This window comes from Microbacterium sp. AC026, assembly GCF_979258475.1.
The window spans coordinates 248,016-266,894 of record NZ_OZ409857.1 but is presented as its reverse complement, the minus strand read 5'-3'; the positions used below and the strand labels follow the sequence as shown (position 1 = coordinate 266,894).

Sequence of the window (18,879 nt, the reverse complement as noted above, 5' to 3'; positions counted from 1 at the left end):
TACCTCAGACCCTGGTGTCGAGAAGTCGGGCGTCCGCGCCGCGGACGACGTCGCCGTGCGTGTCGTATTCGCCGGTCGGCACCCCGAGGCCGGCGATCGTCTCCTGCGTCACCCGGATCGCCGTGCGCAGACGCTGCTCGTTGACCTTCTTCATGTCGCCGATCTCGTCGGCCAGAGTGGTCATGGCCTCGAGATGACCCGACAGGATCTCGCGCCACGCGTCGGTCGGCGCAGCCTCGATCAGATCGCGGAGCGTCGTCGCCTCGGGCACGCCCCACTCGTCAGCCACCGCGATGACCAGCGTGTCGCGCGACAGTGCGACGGTCGGCATGGCCGCGAGGACCCGCTCGATCTCGTTCGCCGCATGGTGGATCCACCGGTTGCGTCCGGTCGCGAGCAGCATCTGCTGCTCGTCGAGCTTGAACAGCAGCACCTCCAGCAGATCGCGCTCTCGCATCAGTTGCATGCTCAGGTCGTGAGCGGCCACGATTCGTCACCTCGTCATGTCGCGGTTTCCATGACGGGATCGCCCGTCACATGAACGACTATCGCGACAACGCTCGACGCAGTAACTCGGAGTCTCGGAGATGACACTCCGAGCGTCCGATCATGGAGCAGGGGTGGTTCTGCCCAGGGCGCCGAGAATGAGCGATTCGGCGGAGTCGCCGGAGGAGGTCTGCACGGCCTCCTGATTCGCATCGCTCACGGCGATGACGATCTCAGCGCGGTTGATGCGCTTGTCGCGAGGGGCGTCGATGCCGACACGGACACCGCTCGGCGTCACGGCGAGGATCGTGACGGTGATGTCGTCGCCGATCACGATGCTCTCGTTGGCGCGTCTCGTCAGTACCAGCATGCGTCGTCTGCCTTCCATGGCGTGAGCGCCGGTGCGCCCTCTGCTCACAAACGTATCGCACTCAACTCATAAATGAGCAGAATCGAACGCTACAACGCGCCGCTGGGAAGAGCCGACTGCGTCATGCGGACGACGCCGACCACGTCGGTCGCGAGACCGCCCGCCGCAGCCTCGTCGTAGGAGAGCACCGGAAGGCCGCTGACCTGCGATGACACCATCCGACGCACCGCCTGTCGCAGTGACGGCGCGCAGACCAGAACGGGCTCCGGACCGACCTGGTCGAGTTCGGCGACAGTGCGACGCACGTTCTCGAGCACCTGCATCGTCGCCTCCGGCGTCAGCACGATCTGCGGGTGACCGTCGACGACGCGCATGCCCTCGAGCATCTGCTGCTCGAGGATCGGCTCGAACATGACGACCCGGATGCGTCCGTCCTCGGCGAAGCGCGAGGCGATCGCCGGCCCGAGCGCCGCCCTGGCCGCGTCGATGAGACCCGCCGTCTCCGTCGACGTCTTGCCTCGGAGCGCGAGCGCCTCGTAGATGCGCGCCAGGTCGTTGATCGGCACCCGCTCGGAGAGGAGCCCCGCCAGCACGCGCTGGATCGCGGCGAGCGACAGCACGGCCGGGGTGAGTTCCTCGACCGTCGCAGGGCTGGACTGCTTCAAGTGCTCGGTCAGCTGACGGACGTCTTCGAGGGAGAGCAGGCGGTCGGCCTGGCTCTGCACGATGTCGGAGAGGTGGGTGATGATGACGCTCGCCCGATCGATCACCGTCGCGCCGGCCATGTCGGCGGCGTGCGACATCTCGGCGGGCACCCACTTGCCCTCGAGACCGAACACCGGGTCGACCACGGCCGTGCCCGGAAGCTGCTCGAGTCCCGTGCCGATCGCGAGAACGTGGCCCCGAGGAACCGACCCGCGTCCGGCCTCGACCCCGGCGATGAGGATCGAGTACGTCTGCGCGGGCAGCTCGATGTTGTCCCGCGTGCGCACCGGCGGCATGAGGATGCCGATGTCGAGGGCGAGCTTGCGGCGGAGGGACTTCACCCGGGTGAGCAGATCTCCCGCTCCCCTGAGGCGAGATCGACGATGTCGGGAGACAGCGAGATCTCGAGGGCGTGCACGCGCATCCGGTCCATGAGGTCCTCCGGGCCCTCGGTGCCGGCCTCGACGGCCTCCTGCTGCAGGGCATCCGCCTCACGTGCGGCATCGCGGTCCTCGTTCGCCTTCACGCGGGATGCCGCGAACAGCAGGACCGCTCCGATCGCCAGGAAGATCACGAGCGGCATCCCGGGGATGAACCCCATGGCGATGGCGGCGAGTCCGGTGATCACCAGGGCGTTGCGGGACTGCATGAGCTGACGGCCGGCGGCCTGACCCATCTCGGCCTCCGCGTTCTCACGCGTGACGATCATGCCGGTCGACACCGCCATGAGCAGTGCGGGGATCTGGGTCACCAGCCCGTCGCCGATGGTGAGGATGCTGTACGTCTCGAGCGCCTCGCCCACGTCCATGCCGTGCTGCACCATGCCGATGATGATGCCGCCGACGAAGTTGATGACCACGATCACGATGCCCGCGATCGCATCTCCCTTGACGAACTTCGACGCACCGTCCATCGCACCGTAGAAGTCCGCCTCCGCGGCGACCTCTGCGCGTCGCCTGCGCGCCTCGTCATCCGTGATCAGACCGGCGTTCAGGTCGGCGTCGATCGCCATCTGCTTGCCCGGCATGGCGTCGAGCGTGAAGCGCGCGCCCACCTCGGCGACGCGCTCGGCGCCCTTCGTGACCACGACGAACTGGATGACGGTGAGGATGAGGAAGATCACGGCACCGATCACGAGTGAGCCGCTGATGGTGATCTGACCGAACGCCTGGATCACCTGACCCGCGTGGGCCTCGCTGAGCACGAGGCGGGTCGACGCGACGTTGAGGCCGAGCCGGAAGAGGGTCGCGACGAGCAGCAGACTCGGGAACACCGAGAAGTCCAAAGGCTTCTTCACGAACATCGCGGTCAGGAGGATCAGCAGCGCGAACGAGATGTTCAGGACGATGAGCACGTCGAGCAGACCGGTCGGGATGGGCACGATGAGCAGGAGGATGATCCCCACCACACCGACGGGAACAGCCCCCTTGGACAACAGCTGACCGATCATGCGTCTCGCCTTCTGATTCTCTCTGCTCGTTCTGATGTGCTCGCGGCCGGACTCACAGGCCGCGGTCCCTGGTGCTGGCGAAGGGCATCGTGTGCGTTCCCCTGGCCGAGCCTCGACGTTTGAGGTGCTCGATGAAGGCGAGCACCTGGGCGACCGCGGTGTAGAGCTCTTCGGGGATCTCCCGCCCGATCTCGCAGGCCGAGTGCAGCGCGCGTGCGAGAGGGATGTCCCTGATCATCGGCACGCCGTTCTCCTCCGCCTTCTCGCGGATCTTCTGCGCGACGATCCCCGCGCCCTTCGCCACGACCCGTGGCGCCGACTTGCCCGGCTCGTAGCGCAGCGCCACCGCCACGTGCGTGGGGTTCACGAGCACGACGTCGCTGTCGCCCACCGCGGCGATCATCCTGTTGCGGCTCATGGCGAGCTGCCGCGAGCGGCGCTGGGAGCGCACGAGCGGGTCGCCCTCGGTCTTCTTGTGCTCGTCCTTGGCTTCGTTCTTCGTCATGTGCGTGTGCTTGCGGTTGCGCCGCATGACCACCGCCACGTCGATCGCTGCGAGCAGGATGCCCACCGCCACGGCGACCTGCAGCAGCGCGACCGCTCCCCCGGCCGCCTGCTCGAGCAGCCAGGTGATGTTGTGGCTGCCGCTGGCCATCAGTACCGGGACGAGACCCGAGACGACGATCCACAGTGCGAGCCCGATGGCCACGGTCTTCAGCAGCGCCTTGGCGCCCTCCCAGAGCGCCTGCCGGCCGAAGACGCGCTTGACGCCCGACACGATGTTGAACTGCTCGGTGCGCATGGTCACCCCGCGCAGGTGGATGCCGCCCTGCGCGACCGCGGTGGCCGTGGTGGCGAGCAGCACCACCACCAGCATCGGAAGCAGGATGCCCCCGAGCGAGGTGATGGCCGAGCTCAGCACATCCATGGCGGCGCCGTCGGTGGGGTTCATCGCGACGGGCGTCACGGCGAGGAAGAGCTCGGTGACCACCTGCGTGCCCGAGGCGATCGTCGGCACCATCATGACGGCCGCGGCGGCGATGCAGACCCAGGCCGTGAAGTCCTGGCTGCGGCCGATCTGGCCCTTCTTCCGCGCTTCCTTCAGGCGACGCTCGGTCGCCTTCTCGGTGCGTTCGCCGGTGTCGGTCTCGCTCATCGGGTCACCCCCAGGAGCAGTCGCGCAGCCTCCTCGGCGATCACGGCGACCACGCTCGGGAGCGCCGCGTAGACGAATCCGACGAGCAGGAGGGTGAGACCGATCTTGATCGGGAAGCCCATCGCGAAGGCGTTCAGGGCGGGTGCGACGCGGCTGACCAGACCGAGTCCGACGTCGGCGAGGAAGAGCACGATGAGCAGCGGTCCCGCGATCTGCACCGCGCTGAGCATCATCTGTCCCGCAGCGCCGACGAGCGCCTCAGCGGGCTTGGCGAGATCGATCATGCCGGTGACCGGCACCGCGTCGAACGATCGGAACAGACCGCCGAGCACGAGCTGGTATCCGTCGGAGGCGAACAGCAGCATGATCGCGGTCATCTGGAACAGTCGGGTGAACTGTGCGCCGTTGATCGCCATGCCGGGATCGAAGGCCTGAGCCAGCTGGAACCCGCCGAAGGTGTCGACGAGGTGGCCGGCGCCCTGGATCGCGCTGAAGAGCACCATCACGAGGAAGCCGAGGAGCGCCCCCGTGAGGGCCTGCCCTGCCAGTGCGAGCATGAAGGCCCCGGTGTCGAGGCGCTCATATCCTGCGGTCACGACCGGCGACACGGCGAGAGCGAGACCGACGCCGAGCATCGCGCGGATCCGCATCGGGATCGTGCCGTGACTGAACGGCGGGGCGAGCACCAGGAATGCCGTGATCCGCACGCAGGCGAGCGAGGTCGCCTCCAGCCAGGTGAAATCGATCGGGATGTTCATCAGCCGCCGTTCAGCAGCGACGGTATCCGCGCGAACATCTCGTTCGTGAACGCGATCATCTCGGCGATCATCCAGTGCCCCGTGACGAGGAGCGCGATGCCGACGGCGACGAGCTTCGGCACGAACGAGATCGTCATCTCCTGCACCTGGGTGATGGACTGCAGCAGCGAGATCGCGAAGCCCACCACCAGGGCGGTGATGAGCAGGGGCGCGCAGAGCTTCGCACCGACGATGAGCGCCGCCTGACCGATGTCGATGACCGCTTCGGGGTTCACCCGCCACCCCCGTTGTAGGACTGGACGAGCGCGGTGATGACCATGCCCCATCCGTCGATGAGCAGGAACAGGAGGATCTTGAACGGCAACGAGATCATGACGGGCGGCAGCATCATCATGCCCATCGACATGAGTGCGCTCGCGACCACCAGGTCGATGACGAGGAACGGCACGAAGATGATGAACCCGATCAGGAACGCCGCGCGCAGTTCGCTGATCATGAAGGCCGGGACGAGCGTCTGCAGCGGGATGCTCGCGGCGTCGGTGGGGTTCTCCATCTGCGCTGCGCGATGCATCAGCGCGATGTCCTCTTCGCGCGTGTACGAGAGCATCCACTGCCGCAGGGGCTCCTGGGCGAGCTCGAACGCCCTGCCGAAGTCGATCTGGCCGTCGGTGAACGGCGCGACGGCGACGGTGTTGATGTCGGTGAGCACCGGCCACATGATGAACAGCGTCAGGAACAGGCTGAGACCGGCCAGCACCTGGTTCGGCGGGATCGACGGCAGCGAGAGCGCGTTCCGGGTGAGGGCCAGCACGACGAAGATCTTGGTGAAGCTCGACATCATCAGCAGCAGCGCCGGAGCGACGCTGAGCACGGTGATGCCCAGCAACGTCATGATGCTGTCGGACGGCGCCCCGTTGATGCCGTTGATCGTCACGCCGTCGCCCTCGCCGTCACCGACCTGAGTCGGGACGTGCATCGCCGCTGCGTGCGCCCCTGTGGCCTGCAGCAGCACGAGTGCGGTCACGACGACGAGCACCGCGGCGAGCAGCACCCACACGCGGCGAGGCAGTCGCGGTGCGCGCGCAGACGTCGGCGCGGCGACTGCGGCGGATGCGGGCACGGCGGCACTCCGAAGATGGGTGGCGTGGCCGATCCGTAGCCAGGGGGTCGAGCGATCCGTGCTCGCAGTCGACTATCGCGACATCACGAGGTGCAGGTAACCGCGTCGACCGATGCGCTGACCGCGGGTCAGGCGACCGAGCGCAGTGCGCGGTCGACGATGTCATCGGGCATCTCGACGGAGGCGGACCGTACGCCCGAGGAGACGACCTCCTCCTGCTCGAGAGGAGGAGCCTCCTGGGTGTCGACGACGTTGATCCCGTGCTCCGTCACGCCGAGCACGTAGCGGATGCCGCCGAACTCCGCCACGACGAGCTGTGCCTTGCCGCCGATGCCCGACCTCGCCACCACGGTGATCTTCTCCGGGCGCGCACGCGGCGCCGCGGCGGGCCGCGTCGGCACGAGCTCGGTCAGCTTGGCGAGCTTCTTCGGCATCAGCCCTGCCAGCGGACTCACGCCCTTCGCCTGCGACTTCTGCAGGCGGCGGCTCAGGAAGAGCAGCAGCCCGAGCACCGCTCCCAGCGCGACGATCGCACGGAGCGCGACGAGGATGTCGTCCACGCTCAGACCGTCTCGGCGCTGTCGAGGATGCGCTCGACGCGGATCGCGAAGTCGCCCTCGGCGACGACGACCGTGCCGTGCCCGATCAGTCGGCCGTTGAGCTTGATGTCGGCGGGAGACCCGGCGGCGCGGTCGAGCTCGACCACACGGCCCGGCTCGAGCGAGAGCACGTCGCGCACCGGCATCCGCGTGCGCCCGATCTCGACCACGAGCTCCATCTCGACCCCCGCGATGCGGTTGAGCCGCTGCGGACCCGACGCGGATGCCGCCCTGGCTCCGTCGATGCGCACGGATGCACGCGCCACGACGCTGCCGTCGGCGTCGACCATGTCGAACACCTGGGTCCCGGAGTCGGTGAAGACCTCGGCGGCGTCGACCACGGCTCCGTCGCCGAGCGAGCCGCTGCCGAGCACGGCGGCGGCCGCCTCGAAGATCGGGTGCAGGCGATCGGCCAGCTGAGCGTTCTTGGAGCCGTCCTCGAGCTGCGACGGGTCGACGACCTGGATCGCGATGCGGGCCCCGGGGCTGCCCGTGAAGGTGACGACCACCGCGTCGCCCGACGCGCCGGGGTCGGTCGACGGTGCGGGGATCACGGGGTAGCCGAACGGCAGCTTGCCGGCGATCGCCGCGGCGATGGCGGTCTCGTGGAAGGTGCTCATCAGTGGGTCTCCTCATGGGTGGTCGTGATCTTGCAGGTGAGGCGCGAGCCTCTGCTGCCCGGTGTCGCGAGAGCTATCCGGGTCTGCCCGGCCATGAGCTCGTACGGCCGGGTCTCGGGGTGAGGCAGGCGCAGCAGGTCGCCCGGTGCGAGATCGAGGATCTCTCCGGTGCCGATCGTGATGGGCGCGAGGCGCAGCGTCAGCTCCAACGGCGTGCTGCGCACCTGCTCCAGGGTCTGATCCGTCGAATGCGCCGATGCCGCGTCCGATCCCGTGGCCGCGAGGCGGTCGACGACCGCGGTCGCTGGCAGCATCACCGTCGCGGTCGACTCGGAATCGCCGAGACGCATGGTGTATCGGGCGACGATCACCGCCGCCGTCGCGGAGATGACCTGCATGTACTGGGGGTTGTAGTGCACCGCGGTGAAGCGCGGTGCACCAGGGAGCAGGGCGCCGAGGCTGGCGTGGAGGTGCTCGAAGGTGCCCTCCATCAGGTTGCGGACGAGGGCGAGCTCGATCGGCGTGAAGGTGCGGGCTTCGGGAAGCGACGTGCTCCTGCCGCCCATCATCTGCACCACCCACAGCAGGGCGCTGTCGAGGCCGAACTGCACGACGCACGGCTCGTCGCGGTCGGCGAACGAGCCGGCGACCATGGCCGTCGTCCCGGGCAGGGTGTCGGCGTACTCCTCGTACGACACGAGCTCGACGGTCTCGAGTGCGAGGTGGGCGCGCACGCGGATCTTCGCCGTGAGCTGGGACGACCACAGCCGGGCGAACGACTCGAAGGCCGCTTCGAGATGGCGGGTGCTCTCGCGTCCGAGCTGGGCGGGGCGTCCGAAATCGTATGCCGGATGGCGCAGGGCGGGGTCATCGAGCACGGCGGATGCGGTCATGACGGTCTCCTCGACGGTGGTGTTCACGTGAGCTCAGTTGTTCGCAGCAGCCGCAAGAGCGGGTATCAGCGCTCTCACCTGCTCTTCTTCGTTCGATTCGACGATGATGTCGACGCGTCTGTTGCTGGCCAGCGCCTGAGGGGTGTCGCCCGGCACGATGGGTCGGGTGTCCGAGAACGCCGTCGCCTTCACACGGGGTCCTCCGACGCCTTCGTGCTCGACGAGGAACCGCGCCACCTGGGTCGCGCGCCCGCCGGACAGCTCCCAGTTGGTGGCGAAGGGTGCGGCGGAGACGCGGTGGTCGGCGTGCCCCTCGACACTCACCTGGTTGTCGACCGTGACGAGCACGTCTCCGATCGTGTCGAGCACGGCGTCCGCCTTCGCCGAGAGGTCGGTGCTGTTGTCGGCGAAGAACGTCTCTGCGCCGACCAGCCCCACCTGGAGCCCCCGGTCGTCGATGACGAACTGCACCGTGTCCTGCAGGCCCTGTGCCGTTAGCGAGGTGCTCATGCGATCGCGCAGTCCCTCGAGCGACTCGAACTCGATCTCGGCCCGCGCCGCGAGGTCGACCACCCCGTCATCGTCCTGCAGTTCAGGCGGCACGATCACGCCCTCGGCCGTGTCGGCACCGCCCTCGGTGCTCTCCTGCCCGAACCCCGTGGCGAGGCTGTTCGCGAGCAGTTCGAACTTCGTCTTATCGACGTTCGACACGGCGAAGAGCACGATGAACAGGCACATCAGAACCGTGACCATGTCGGCGTACGAGACGGCCCAGCGCTCGTCCGGCTCGTCGTGCGAGTCATCTTCGTGCCCGCGACCGCGAGCTCGACGGGCTGTGCTCATTGCACGCCCTCTGCCCGTTCGGGCTCGCGCTTCTTCTTGGTGGCCTTGGGCTTCACGGTCGACAGCGCCTCGAGACGCTCCTGGAGCAGGTGCGGTGCGCTTCCGGCCTGGATGGCGAGCATGCCCTCCGAGACCAGGGTCATCCGCTCGAGCTCGACGGCTCCGATCCGTCCGAGGCGACCGGCGATCGGGTTCCAGATGAAGTTGGCCGAGAGCAGACCCCAGAGCGTGGCGACGAAGGCCGCGGCGATCATCGGCCCGAGGTGGTCGGGTTCGTCGAGCTTCTCGAGCACGTGCGTCAGCGAGACGACGGTGCCGACGATCCCGATCGTGGGCGCATATCCGCCCAGCGAGCCGAAGAACTTCGATGCCACGCGGTTGCGCGACGATGTCGCGGCGATCTCGTCATCCATGACCGTGCGCAGATCCTCGGCATCCGTTCCGTCGGCGAGGGCCTGCAGCGCCTGTCGGGTGAAGGCATCGGGTGCCGAGTCGAGCTCCTGCTCCAGTGCCAGCAGACCTTCGCCCCTGGCCTTCTCGGCATACCCCACAAGGAAGGGGATGACCGCCTCCGGCGTCATCTTCGGGCCCCTGACCATGCGCCCGAGGCTCTTCACAGCGAGGATCGTGTCGCGGAGGGTGTGGCTGGCGATGCCGACGCCGATCGTCGAGCCGAGCACGAGGATCATCGGCGCCGGAATGAGCAGAGCCTCGAAGCTCGCCCCCTCCATCGTGATCATCGCCACCAGCGCGCCGAACGCCAGGATCACCCCGATGATGAATGCGGGATCCACCGTCATGCCCCCGTCTGCGAGGTCAGTGCCTGGGCTGCGCCGAGCACGCGCGCCCGGTACGCGACGATCAGATCGATCAGGGCGTCGAGATCCTCCTCGACCACGTACACATGACCGTCGACCATGTGCAGAGTGGTGTCCGGCGAGGCGTGGATGCGTTCGATCAGGTCGGGGTTCACCGCGAACCGGGTGCGGTCGAGGCGGGTGACGATGATCATCGGGGGTTCTCCGGGCTTCGGATGAGAGGGGAAGTCTGCTCCGACTATCGCGACGAGGCCCGCCCCCGGTAACCAGGGGCGGGCCTCGTCGCGCGTGTCCGACCGAGTCGGCGCACGCGATCAGCGCTTGAGCTGCGTGAGCTCCTGCAGGACCTCGTCGCTCGTGGTGATGATGCGCGCGTTGGCCTGGAACCCGCGCTGGGCGACGATGAGGTTGGTGAACTCCTGCGAGAGGTCAACGTTGCTCATCTCCAGCGCACCCGAGACGAGGTTGCCGAAACCGGCCTGGCCCGGCTCCCCGATGCGCACAGCTCCGGAGTTCACGGATGCGCGGTAGGCCGTGCCGCCCGCCTTCTCCAGCCCCTCGGGGTTCGCGAACGTCGCCATGGCGATCTTGCCGAGCGTCTGCGTCGCACCATTGCTGAACGTGCCGACGATGGATCCGTCGCCGGTGATGCTGTAGGACTTCAACGTGCCGGCAGCCGATCCGTCCTGCTCCGTCACGGCGACCGTCGACATGTTCGCGTAGCCCGTGACCGCACCCAGGTCGACGCTCACGGCGCCGGCTGCGAGCGTGAGGCCTGCGCCGGCCTGCTTGCCGTCGGTGAAGGTCAGCGCCCCGTCGCGCCACTGGTCGGCTCGGTCACGTCCCATCCGGCCGCCGTCTTCGTGAAGGTCAGGCTGAGGGTCGACGGCGTGCCCTGGGCGTCGTAGACGGTCACGTCGCGCACCAGCTCGTCACCGACCGCGGCGGTCGAGGGCAGGTTGCCGGTCACCGTCGCCGAGGTCGTCGCCTTCGCAGGTGACACCGCCTCGAGCGGCAGCACGATGTTGCCCGTCGCCTGCCCCGTGTTCACCACGCCGTCCTGCGCCGACCAGCCCTGCACGATCGAGCCGTCGGCGGTCACCATCTTGCCGGTGGGGTCGAACGAGAAGCCGCCCGCCCGCGTGTAGAGGGTCTCTCCGCCGGCTCGGACCGCGAAGAAGCCGTCGCCCGAGATCATCAGGTCGCCACCGCGGCCTGTCGCCTGGGCCGAACCCTGAGCGAAGTTGGTGCGCACGCCGGCGACCTGCACGCCCAGACCGACCTGGGCGGGGTTGCGACCGCCGACCTCGTCGTCGGGGATGCCCGGGTTGCCGATGAGCTGGGACAGCGAGTCCTGGAACAGCACGGACGAGCCCTTGAACCCTGCCGTGTTGACGTTGGCGATGTTGTTGCCCGTGACGTCGAGCATGGTCTGGTGCGAGCGGAGACCGGAGATTCCGGAGTAGAGCGAGCGAAGCATGGGGTTTCTCTCTTCCTGGGTGAGACGGGGTCAGACTGCGGCGGGGGTGGGCGCAGCGGGGGTGGTCGGTGCGGGGGTGGTCGGTGCGGGGGTGGTCGGTGCGGTCGCGACTCCGGTGATGACGTCGAGCGCGACCGTCTTGTCGCCGATGGTCACCTGCGGGATCGGTCCGTCGAACGAGACCTTGGTCACGATGCCCGAGACGGTCTTGCCGTCGGCGTCCTTGTAGCTCGCCTCCTGACCGATCAGGGCGCTCGCCGCCTGACGCATGTTCAGGGCGAAGGCCTCGGCGCCGTTGTCGGCGAGCGTGGTGAGCTGCTCCATCATCGCGAGCTGGGTCGTCTGCGAGATCATCTCGTTCGTGTCCATCGGGCTCGAGGGGTCCTGATGGGTCAGCTGCGTCACCAGCAGCTTGAGGAACACCTCGCCGTCGAGCACCTGCTTGCGGGCTGCGGGATCGGTCGTGCCTCCCGTGTGGATGGAGCTCGGTGCGGTCACTGCGTCGACAGTCATTCGGTCGTCCTCTCAGGCGAAGATGTCGAGCCCTGCACCGGATGCGGCAGAGGACGTCGTCGGGATGATGCGGGAAAGATCGGGGCTCTGCTCGGCCCCGCGGCGCTGGTCGGAGCGTCCGCGCTGCGCGTCGCGATCACCGGAGCCCTGCTCCGGTGACGCATCGCCCGCGCCCTGCTGGCCGCGGTCTCCGGCGGTGTCCGCCGATGCCCCGTGGGAGACGTTGAGAGTCGCGTGCGGCATCACCGCGGCGAGATCACGGCGAAGGTCGACGAGCATGGTCCGCAGCGCGTCGCGCCCTGCATCGGTGGCGCCGCTGACCTCGACCTGCACCTCGCCCGCCGCGCTGATGTGCGCGCGCACGGTGACGGCGCCGAGGCTGTCCGGGTTCACCGTCATCGTGAGCTGATGGGTGCCCATCGGGCGCTGCGCGATGCTCACCACCACGGGTGCGACCTGCGCGGCGACGGCCCGGTTGGTCGATACGGCCGCTTCGGGCGAGGACACGGGCATGGCCGTCGCCGCGGCCGGAGATGCGACCGCAGCGAGAGTCATAGAAGGCGAGCCGGGCTGCGGACCCGGCAGTGGGTCGACGGAGTCGCTCGCCGACAGCGGCTCTGCCTGGCCGCCCATCACGGACGCAGCGGAGACGCCGACGGTGGTCGGGATCGGAGTCGACGGTGCCGCGTTCCGCGGGGACTCGGACCGCGGAGCCGCAGCGGCAGCGGAGGATGTCGCCGGGTCGGCAACGCCCTCCGCCGGGTCCTGCTGACCCGTCACCGGAGCGTCACGGGGAGCGTCGCTCGACAGGGTCTCCGGGCGCACTCGGGCGCCGGCCACAGGAGGCGCCCCGTCAGCGCCCCTCGCCGACGCCGACGCCGATGCCGATGCCGATGCCGATGAGATCTCGGGCGCAGGAGTCCGTTCCGGCGCCGACACGCCGAGAGGCGGGGAGGTCACCGTCGCGCCCGTCTCGACGGCTGCCGCGGCCGGGCCTGTGGGGAGCTCGGCAGGGCGCGCCTCACCCGACGCTGCGGCGGGAGCGGGGAGAGCGCTGCGGGCGCTCCCCGCTGCCTCCGACGCCTCCGGCGCCGTCTGCACGAGCGTCGTCCCATCGAGCGTCGTCGCATCCGGCGTCCTCTGCGCAGGCGTCGACGTGGATGCAGGGGCCGCCGCAGCCGCGGCCGGAGCGAACTGCGCGGTGAGGTGCATCATGGTCGCGATCGGCGCCTCTGCCCCGCTCGCGTCGTCGGATGCCGCAGTTTCCTCGGCAGTCGGCGCGTCCTGTCCGTCCGGCGTGAGCGTCGCTGCGTCCTGATCCGTCGCACCGTCGAGCACGAGGCCAGCGGCGATCAGCGCGTCGCCGAACAGAGAGCCCGAAACGGCCGAAGATCGTCCACCTGTCTCCGTTTCGCCGGTTCCCGAACCCGCCACCGTCGCGAGCAGCCCCACGGCGGTCATCGGAGCATCTCGATGATCTTCTGCATCGACGCCGTCGAGCCGTCTGCGCCGGTGGCATTGGCCGAGAACAGCGTCTGCAGCGCCGAGATGACCTCAGCGCTCGCGTCGCCGCCCGCTCCCGTGCCGGCTGCCGCCGCCGCCACAGTCTGGGGGCTCTGGCCGGCAGCGGGTGCTTCCGGGGTCGAGGCCGCCTTCGCCGCTTCGAGCACTCCAGCGAACGTCGTCGCGCTCGCCGCCGATGTCTCGGCGGTCGCCGCGGTCGCGGTCGCGGTCGCTGCAGCCGACGCCGCCGCCGCGCGGCCTGCCGGATCCAGCGACACGATCTGCGTCTCGATCGCGTCGACGCGGGCGATCACCGCCGCGAGCCCGGTCATGCGGCGCTCCCTCACGTCGCGCGGTGCGGACCACAGCGATCTCATCGAGCGCCGACTGCTCCGCGGCGAGCTCGGCCTTGGTCGCCTCCACGCGGTGGGTGCTCTCGAGCCGCTCGAGCCCCTTCAGGTCGCGCCGCGCTTCGACGTGGGCCGACTTCGCCTCCGACTCCGTGCCGCGCCTCATCTCGACGAGCGCCTGCAGATCGCTGAGCGTGCTGCGTCCCGCGGCGCGAGCGGCGGCCATGGCCATCAGCGCTCGTGGATCGTCGATCTGCGCGCTGATGTCGGCGAGGCTCGAGATCGCGGTCTGCTCGTCGAGCTCGGCCTGCGCCCGTTCCGCGCTCGCACGCGACAGCTGCTCGGCGGCGACACGCTCCTGGGCGCCGCGCACGCGCAGCAGGCCAGCCAGTGGGAAGGTCATGGGGTGAGTCCTCCGAAGTCGGTGGTGAGGGCGGCGAGCCGCCGCCAGGAGTCGTCGGACGCCGCAAGATCGTCCATCCGCTGGGTGAGGAAGCGCGAGATCGCGCCTTCGTGCGCGAGGGCGGCGTCGACCATCGGGTTCGCTCCCTGGCGGTAGGCGCCGATCTCGATGAGGTCGTTCGCGCTGCGACGAGCCGCCAGGACGCTGCGCAGCATCACCGCGTCCTGACGCTGCTCAGGAGTGGTGATCTTCGACACGACGCGAGACACCGAGCCGAGCACGTCGATAGCGGGGAAGTGTCCGCGGATCGCCAGCGCGCGGTCGAGCACCACATGGCCGTCGAGGATTCCTCTCGCGGCGTCCGCGATCGGCTCGTTGTGGTCGTCGCCGTCGACGAGCACCGTGTACAGGCCGGTGATCGATCCGACGGGTCCGGTTCCTGCGCGCTCGAGCAGGCGGGCCAGCACCGAGAACGTCGATGGCGGATACCCGCGGGTGGCGGGCGGTTCGCCTGCGCTGAGCCCGATCTCGCGCTGCGCCATGGCGACGCGCGTGAGGGAGTCCATCATCAGCACCACGTCGAGGCCGTCGTCGCGGAACGCCTCGGCGATCCTGGTCGCGACGAATGCCGAGCGCAGGCGCGCCATCGCGGGCTGATCCGAGGTCGCGACGACCACCACCGACCGTGCCAGACCCTCGGGGCCCAGGTCGTCCTCGAGGAACTCGCGCACCTCACGACCGCGCTCCCCGACGAGGGCGATGACGTTCACATCGGCAGTGGAGCCACGGGCGATCATCGACATCAGCGACGACTTGCCGACGCCGGAGCCGGCGAAGAGCCCGAGACGCTGCCCCGAGCCCACCGGCGTCATCGTGTCGAGCACGCGGACGCCGAGGCCGAGCTGACGATCGATGCGCTGGCGATCCATGACGCTCGGCGCATCGTGGTCGAGCGAGACGGGAGCGACACCCCGGTCGAGCGGCCCCTTGCCGTCGATCGGTCGCCCGAGTCCGTCGAGCACGCGTCCGAGCAGCGCTCGTCCGGTCGGCACCTGCAGCGGCGCTCCCCGTGCCGCACCCGGGCACGGGCGGTGATCCCGTCGAGCCTGCCCAGCGGCATGCAGCGGGCGGCGGCTCCGTCGACGGCGACGATCTCGGCATCCACCACACGGCCGTCAGTCGCGTCGATGCGGATGCGGTCGCCGACCGCGCCGTCGATGCCCAGCACCTCGACGCCGAGCCCTCGCACGGCTTTCACGGTTCCTGAGCGCTCCGGGCGCGCTGCCAGGAGCGCACGGTTCCACGACCGCGTCGCGGTGATCACACGATCACCTCGGCATCCTGTTCGTCGCCGTCGAGTGCTGCGGCCGCGCGGGCGAGCGCCGACGTGATGCGCGTGTCGACGGCCCCGTTCTCGATCTCGACGATGGCGCCGCCGTTGTCCACGGCCGGAGAGGCGGAGATCCGGATGCCGCGCAACGCGTCGATCGACGACATCTCGTCCTGCAGGACTGCGACGTCCTGCTCGCTGAAGGCGACCTCTGTCCAGCGCTCCGCCGGCATCTCCGTGAGCGCCCGGCGCAGCGCATGCGCCGCCGAACGTGCCGGATCCGACAGCTCTGCTCCGAGGATCGTGGTGGCGAGGGCGACGGCGAGCTCTTCGATGCGATCGGCGGCGAGCATGCTCAGCTCGTCGATGCGGCGGTCGAGGGCCGCGTGCGCGCTCTCCAACGCGCGCAGACCCGAGCCGCGCTCATGCAGGTACAGCTCCTGGAGTTCGTGCATCCGCTGCTGCTGCGCGGCGTGCTGCACCTCTCCCTCGTCGAGGGCGAGCCTGCGGCCCTCGGCGAAGCCGTCGGCATAGCCACGGGTGCGGGCCCTGTCGGCCTCGCCGCGGAGGTCCATGGGCGTCTCGCCGACGCGCGGCACGACCAGTGGCGTGAAGGCGGAATCGAGCACGGCGGACACCTCGGAATCGAAGGGCGAGGCCTGTCCGTGGCCCGTAGGTCGAGCGATCCGTGCTCCAGACCCACTATCGCGACACCCGGCTGCGTCCGTAACCGGATCGGCCGACTCACCTGCCGTCAGAGGGATCACTCGATGAGCTCATCCTCGTCTTCGCGCGAGATCGTGATCTCCTCCGCGGCTTCCAGGTCGCGGATGATGCGCACGATCTCGGCTCTGGCCTCATCGACCTGACGCATGCGCACGGGACCGAGGACTCGGGTCTCCTCAGCGAGGTTCTCCTGGTTGCGCTCCGTCATGTTGCTCTTCACCTTGTCGGTGATCTGGTCGTCCGCGCCCTTCAGCGCGAGGGCGAGCATGCGCAGGTCGATACCGCGCATCACCCGCTGGACGTCGCGATCCTCGAGGCGCGCGATGTCGGCGAACGTGACCATGCGGCTGCGGATATCGTCGGCCAGGGCGAGATCACGGCCTTCGAGGCTTGCGAGGAGCGACTTCTCGAGCGCGGTGTCCGAGCGGTTGATGATCTCGACGAGAGGCTGCACGCCTCCGATGGACTCATGGTTGTCGCGCATCGCGAAGACGCCGGTGCGTGAGCGCAGCGAGTCGGCCACGATCGAGATCGCCTCCTGCGTGGCGGTGCCCATCGTCGCGATCGCCTGAGCGACGTCCGTGCGCAGGGGATCCTGCAGGGCGGCGAGAACCGCCGCCGCACGATCGGCTCTGAGGTTGGCCAGCACGACGGCGACGGTGGTCGGAAGCTCACCCTCGATGATCGTGGCGAGCTGGGCCGGGTCCGCCGCATTGAGGAAGTCGAACGAGACCGACCCCTGCGACATGACTCGACCGACCATCCCGACCGCCTTATCGCGACCGAATGCCGTCTCGAGCAGTCCGGTGGCGAGCTCCTGTCCGCCGCGCGACGGCACCGAGCCGCCGGTGGCGATGCGCCGGAACTCGCCGAGAGCACGGGCCGTCGAGGCCACGTCCACTCCCCGAGCTGTGTCAGCTCGGCCGCGAGCATCTCGGACCGCTCCTCGCCGAGGTGGCGGAGCACTTCGGCGCTGGCGGCGCGATCCATGTTCATCAGGACGATCGCGGCCTTGCGCAGTCCGCTCATCTCCGGCGCAGCCACGGGCGCCGGCGCCTCGACGGCCGACACCTCGACCGTGTCGGCCTGCGCGTCCAGCAGCTCGGTCAGCGCGCTCATACGGTCGCCTCATCCATCAGGTCGGCCAGTGCGCTGGCGATCGTGTCGGGTTCGCGCTTGGCGAGGTCGTCGATCTCCCGGCGACGGCGCTCGACCAGCACCTTGTCGGGCTCGGGCTCATCGTCGAGATCGGCCGACGCGGACGGCAGCAGCTTGGTCGGCGCCGGGGCGATGATCGCCTCGGCCTCCTTCAGCCCTCTGAGCGAGCGGAGCTTCTGCTCCTCGCTCTCGGTGACCGTCGCGAAGTACTCGATCGGTCCGTCTTCGGTGTACATCACCCGACGCTTCATCTTGCGGCGCACGATGAGGAAGACGATCAGGATGATCGCCGCGAGCAGGATCGCGCCGCCGATGATCGCAGAGCGCAGCAGCTCCTGCTGGAACTGCGCGTCGCGCTCGGCCTCCGCCGCCTGCAGCGCTGTCTGCGCCGCCGTCGCACCCGCCTGATTGAACTCGACGAACTCGACGGCGATCTCGTCGCCGCGCTCGACGTCGATCCCGGCCGCAGATGCCACGAGCGATTCGATCTGGTTCGCCGTCACTCCGGTGACCGTCCCGCGGTTGAGCGCGATGCTGACGGTCTGCCGCGTCACCTCTCCGGCGGGGGTGATGGTCTTCTCCGTCGACTTGTTGACGGCGTTGTTGCGAGAGGTCTCCTCGAACTCATAGGCGCCGGTCCCCTCGGCGCCGTTGGGAACCGCGATGTTGTCGGGGCCGAGCACGCCGGCACCTCCGCCCTCGCCGCCGTTGTAGGTCTCGGTCTTGGTCTGCTCCGATGCGCTCAGCTCGCCCTCGGGGGCCGAGTACGTCTCGTCCATGCGCTCGGATGTGGAGTTCGCGACATCGGCCGATACCGTCACCGTCGCGTTGCCGGGCCCGACGATCGTCTCGAGCATCTTGCTGACGGATGCCGCGACCTTGGCCTCATGCTCCGTCGCCTGCTTCGAGGAGTTCCCGGTGAGCCCGGTGCCGACCGCCGAGAGCACGCGGCCGTCCTGATCGGTCACCGCGACGTCCTCCGGCGTCATCCCCGGCACGGCGGCGCTCGTGAGGTGCACGATCGCCTCGATCTTCTCGTCGCTGAGCCCTGAGCCGTTGCGGGTCTTCACGAACACGGATGCGGTCGGGCTCTGCTGCTCCGAGACGAAGACGCTCTCCTCCGGGATCGCCAGCTGCACCGACGCCGTCGAGATGCCCTCCATCGCGCCGATCGTGCTGGCCAGCTCGCCCTCGATGGCACGCTTGTAGGTCACCGACTGCTGGAATTCACTCGCCGTCACACCCATCTCGTCGAGCAGGGTGTAGCCCTCGCTGGTGTCGCCGGGCAGCCCGGCGGATGCCGCCGCGAGACGCTGCGGATAGACCTGGTCGTCGGGAACGAGGATCGTCGCGCCTCCCTCGGCGAGCTCGTAGGTCACGCCTGCCGACTTCAGCTGCTCGACGACGGCCGACGCGTCGCCGGCGCTCAGGCCGGTGAAGAGCGGGCTCATCTGCGGCTTGGTGAGCCACGCGCCGAGGGCGATGGCGCCCATCACGAGCAGCGCGACACCGATGATGGCGATCGTGCGCTGTGCGAGGGAGAATCCTGAGACGACCTGCTTGGCGCGGTCGTAGTAGGTCGTGAGCATCTTGGGCAT

General features: G+C 69.1%; 18 protein-coding genes and 3 pseudogenes. All 21 read right to left on the bottom strand.

The window, feature by feature from the left end; translation table 11 throughout:
- Positions 1-4 precede the first annotated feature (4 nt).
- The gene (gene flgN / locus ACZZ93_RS01425; protein WP_222839304.1) at positions 5-466 is read right to left on the bottom strand and encodes a flagellar export chaperone FlgN; all 462 of its coding nucleotides are present in this window, start codon (positions 464-466) and stop codon (positions 5-7) included.
- Positions 467-607: 141 nt separating this feature from the next.
- Positions 608-856, bottom strand: a complete 249-nt coding sequence (gene csrA, locus ACZZ93_RS01420) for a carbon storage regulator CsrA (RefSeq protein ID WP_463496894.1) — start codon at positions 854-856, stop codon at positions 608-610.
- An 89-nt stretch (positions 857-945) separates the two neighbouring features.
- Positions 946-3,011, bottom strand: a pseudogene (locus ACZZ93_RS01415) (flagellar biosynthesis protein FlhA).
- 52 nt (positions 3,012-3,063) lie between these two features.
- A complete protein-coding gene (locus ACZZ93_RS01410; protein WP_056278827.1) occupies positions 3,064-4,167 on the bottom strand; it encodes an EscU/YscU/HrcU family type III secretion system export apparatus switch protein in 1,104 nt (367 codons plus the stop codon).
- Positions 4,164-4,925, bottom strand: a complete 762-nt coding sequence (locus tag ACZZ93_RS01405) for a flagellar biosynthetic protein FliR (RefSeq protein ID WP_042541108.1) — start codon at positions 4,923-4,925, stop codon at positions 4,164-4,166. Before ACZZ93_RS01405 ends, ACZZ93_RS01410 begins: the two co-directional genes overlap by 4 nt.
- Positions 4,925-5,200: a flagellar biosynthesis protein FliQ gene (gene fliQ, locus ACZZ93_RS01400; RefSeq protein WP_042541106.1), complete on the bottom strand. Its 276-nt coding sequence runs from the start codon at positions 5,198-5,200 to the stop codon at positions 4,925-4,927. Before fliQ ends, ACZZ93_RS01405 begins: the two co-directional genes overlap by 1 nt.
- Positions 5,197-6,045, bottom strand: a complete 849-nt coding sequence (fliP, locus tag ACZZ93_RS01395; RefSeq protein ID WP_285365412.1) for a flagellar type III secretion system pore protein FliP — start codon at positions 6,043-6,045, stop codon at positions 5,197-5,199. Before fliP ends, fliQ begins: the two co-directional genes overlap by 4 nt.
- A gap of 128 nt (positions 6,046-6,173) precedes the next feature.
- The gene (locus ACZZ93_RS01390) at positions 6,174-6,605 is read right to left on the bottom strand and encodes a flagellar biosynthetic protein FliO (RefSeq protein ID WP_463510333.1); all 432 of its coding nucleotides are present in this window, start codon (positions 6,603-6,605) and stop codon (positions 6,174-6,176) included.
- A gap of 2 nt (positions 6,606-6,607) precedes the next feature.
- The gene (locus ACZZ93_RS01385) at positions 6,608-7,264 is read right to left on the bottom strand and encodes a FliM/FliN family flagellar motor switch protein (RefSeq protein ID WP_056278829.1); all 657 of its coding nucleotides are present in this window, start codon (positions 7,262-7,264) and stop codon (positions 6,608-6,610) included.
- Positions 7,264-8,184: a flagellar motor switch protein FliM gene (locus ACZZ93_RS01380; RefSeq protein ID WP_463507926.1), complete on the bottom strand. Its 921-nt coding sequence runs from the start codon at positions 8,182-8,184 to the stop codon at positions 7,264-7,266. The genes ACZZ93_RS01385 and ACZZ93_RS01380 overlap by 1 nt, the downstream gene beginning before the upstream one ends.
- A gap of 6 nt (positions 8,185-8,190) precedes the next feature.
- Positions 8,191-9,000 carry an OmpA/MotB family protein gene (locus ACZZ93_RS01375; protein WP_463510332.1) on the bottom strand — a complete coding sequence of 270 codons (810 nt, stop codon included), beginning with the start codon at positions 8,998-9,000 and terminating at the stop codon, positions 8,191-8,193.
- On the bottom strand, positions 8,997-9,794 hold the full coding sequence (locus ACZZ93_RS01370; RefSeq protein WP_187249883.1) for a motility protein A: 798 nt from the start codon (positions 9,792-9,794) through the stop codon (positions 8,997-8,999). The genes ACZZ93_RS01375 and ACZZ93_RS01370 overlap by 4 nt, the downstream gene beginning before the upstream one ends.
- A gap of 2 nt (positions 9,795-9,796) precedes the next feature.
- Positions 9,797-10,012, bottom strand: coding sequence for a flagellar FlbD family protein (locus tag ACZZ93_RS01365; protein ID WP_042541095.1), 216 nt, complete (start codon positions 10,010-10,012; stop codon positions 9,797-9,799).
- 120 nt (positions 10,013-10,132) lie between these two features.
- A pseudogene (locus ACZZ93_RS01360) lies at positions 10,133-11,298 on the bottom strand (flagellar hook protein FlgE).
- Positions 11,299-11,328: 30 nt separating this feature from the next.
- Positions 11,329-11,811 carry a flagellar hook capping FlgD N-terminal domain-containing protein gene (locus tag ACZZ93_RS01355; protein WP_463510331.1) on the bottom strand — a complete coding sequence of 161 codons (483 nt, stop codon included), beginning with the start codon at positions 11,809-11,811 and terminating at the stop codon, positions 11,329-11,331.
- Positions 11,812-11,823: 12 nt separating this feature from the next.
- Positions 11,824-13,272 carry a hypothetical protein gene (locus ACZZ93_RS01350; RefSeq protein WP_463510330.1) on the bottom strand — a complete coding sequence of 483 codons (1,449 nt, stop codon included), beginning with the start codon at positions 13,270-13,272 and terminating at the stop codon, positions 11,824-11,826.
- Complete coding sequence (locus ACZZ93_RS01345; protein ID WP_463510329.1) at positions 13,269-13,646, bottom strand: hypothetical protein; 378 nt, start codon at positions 13,644-13,646, stop codon at positions 13,269-13,271. The genes ACZZ93_RS01350 and ACZZ93_RS01345 overlap by 4 nt, the downstream gene beginning before the upstream one ends.
- A 417-nt stretch (positions 13,647-14,063) precedes the next feature.
- Positions 14,064-15,388 (bottom strand): annotated as a pseudogene (locus ACZZ93_RS01340) (FliI/YscN family ATPase).
- On the bottom strand, positions 15,388-16,026 hold the full coding sequence (locus ACZZ93_RS01335) for a FliH/SctL family protein (RefSeq protein ID WP_463510328.1): 639 nt from the start codon (positions 16,024-16,026) through the stop codon (positions 15,388-15,390). The pseudogene ACZZ93_RS01340 and the gene ACZZ93_RS01335 overlap by 1 nt, the downstream one beginning before the upstream one ends.
- Before the next feature lie 134 nt (positions 16,027-16,160).
- Positions 16,161-17,018, bottom strand: coding sequence for a flagellar motor switch protein FliG (locus ACZZ93_RS01330; RefSeq protein ID WP_463510327.1), 858 nt, complete (start codon positions 17,016-17,018; stop codon positions 16,161-16,163).
- A 220-nt stretch (positions 17,019-17,238) separates the two neighbouring features.
- The gene (gene fliF / locus ACZZ93_RS01325; RefSeq protein ID WP_400341068.1) at positions 17,239-18,879 is read right to left on the bottom strand and encodes a flagellar basal-body MS-ring/collar protein FliF; all 1,641 of its coding nucleotides are present in this window, start codon (positions 18,877-18,879) and stop codon (positions 17,239-17,241) included.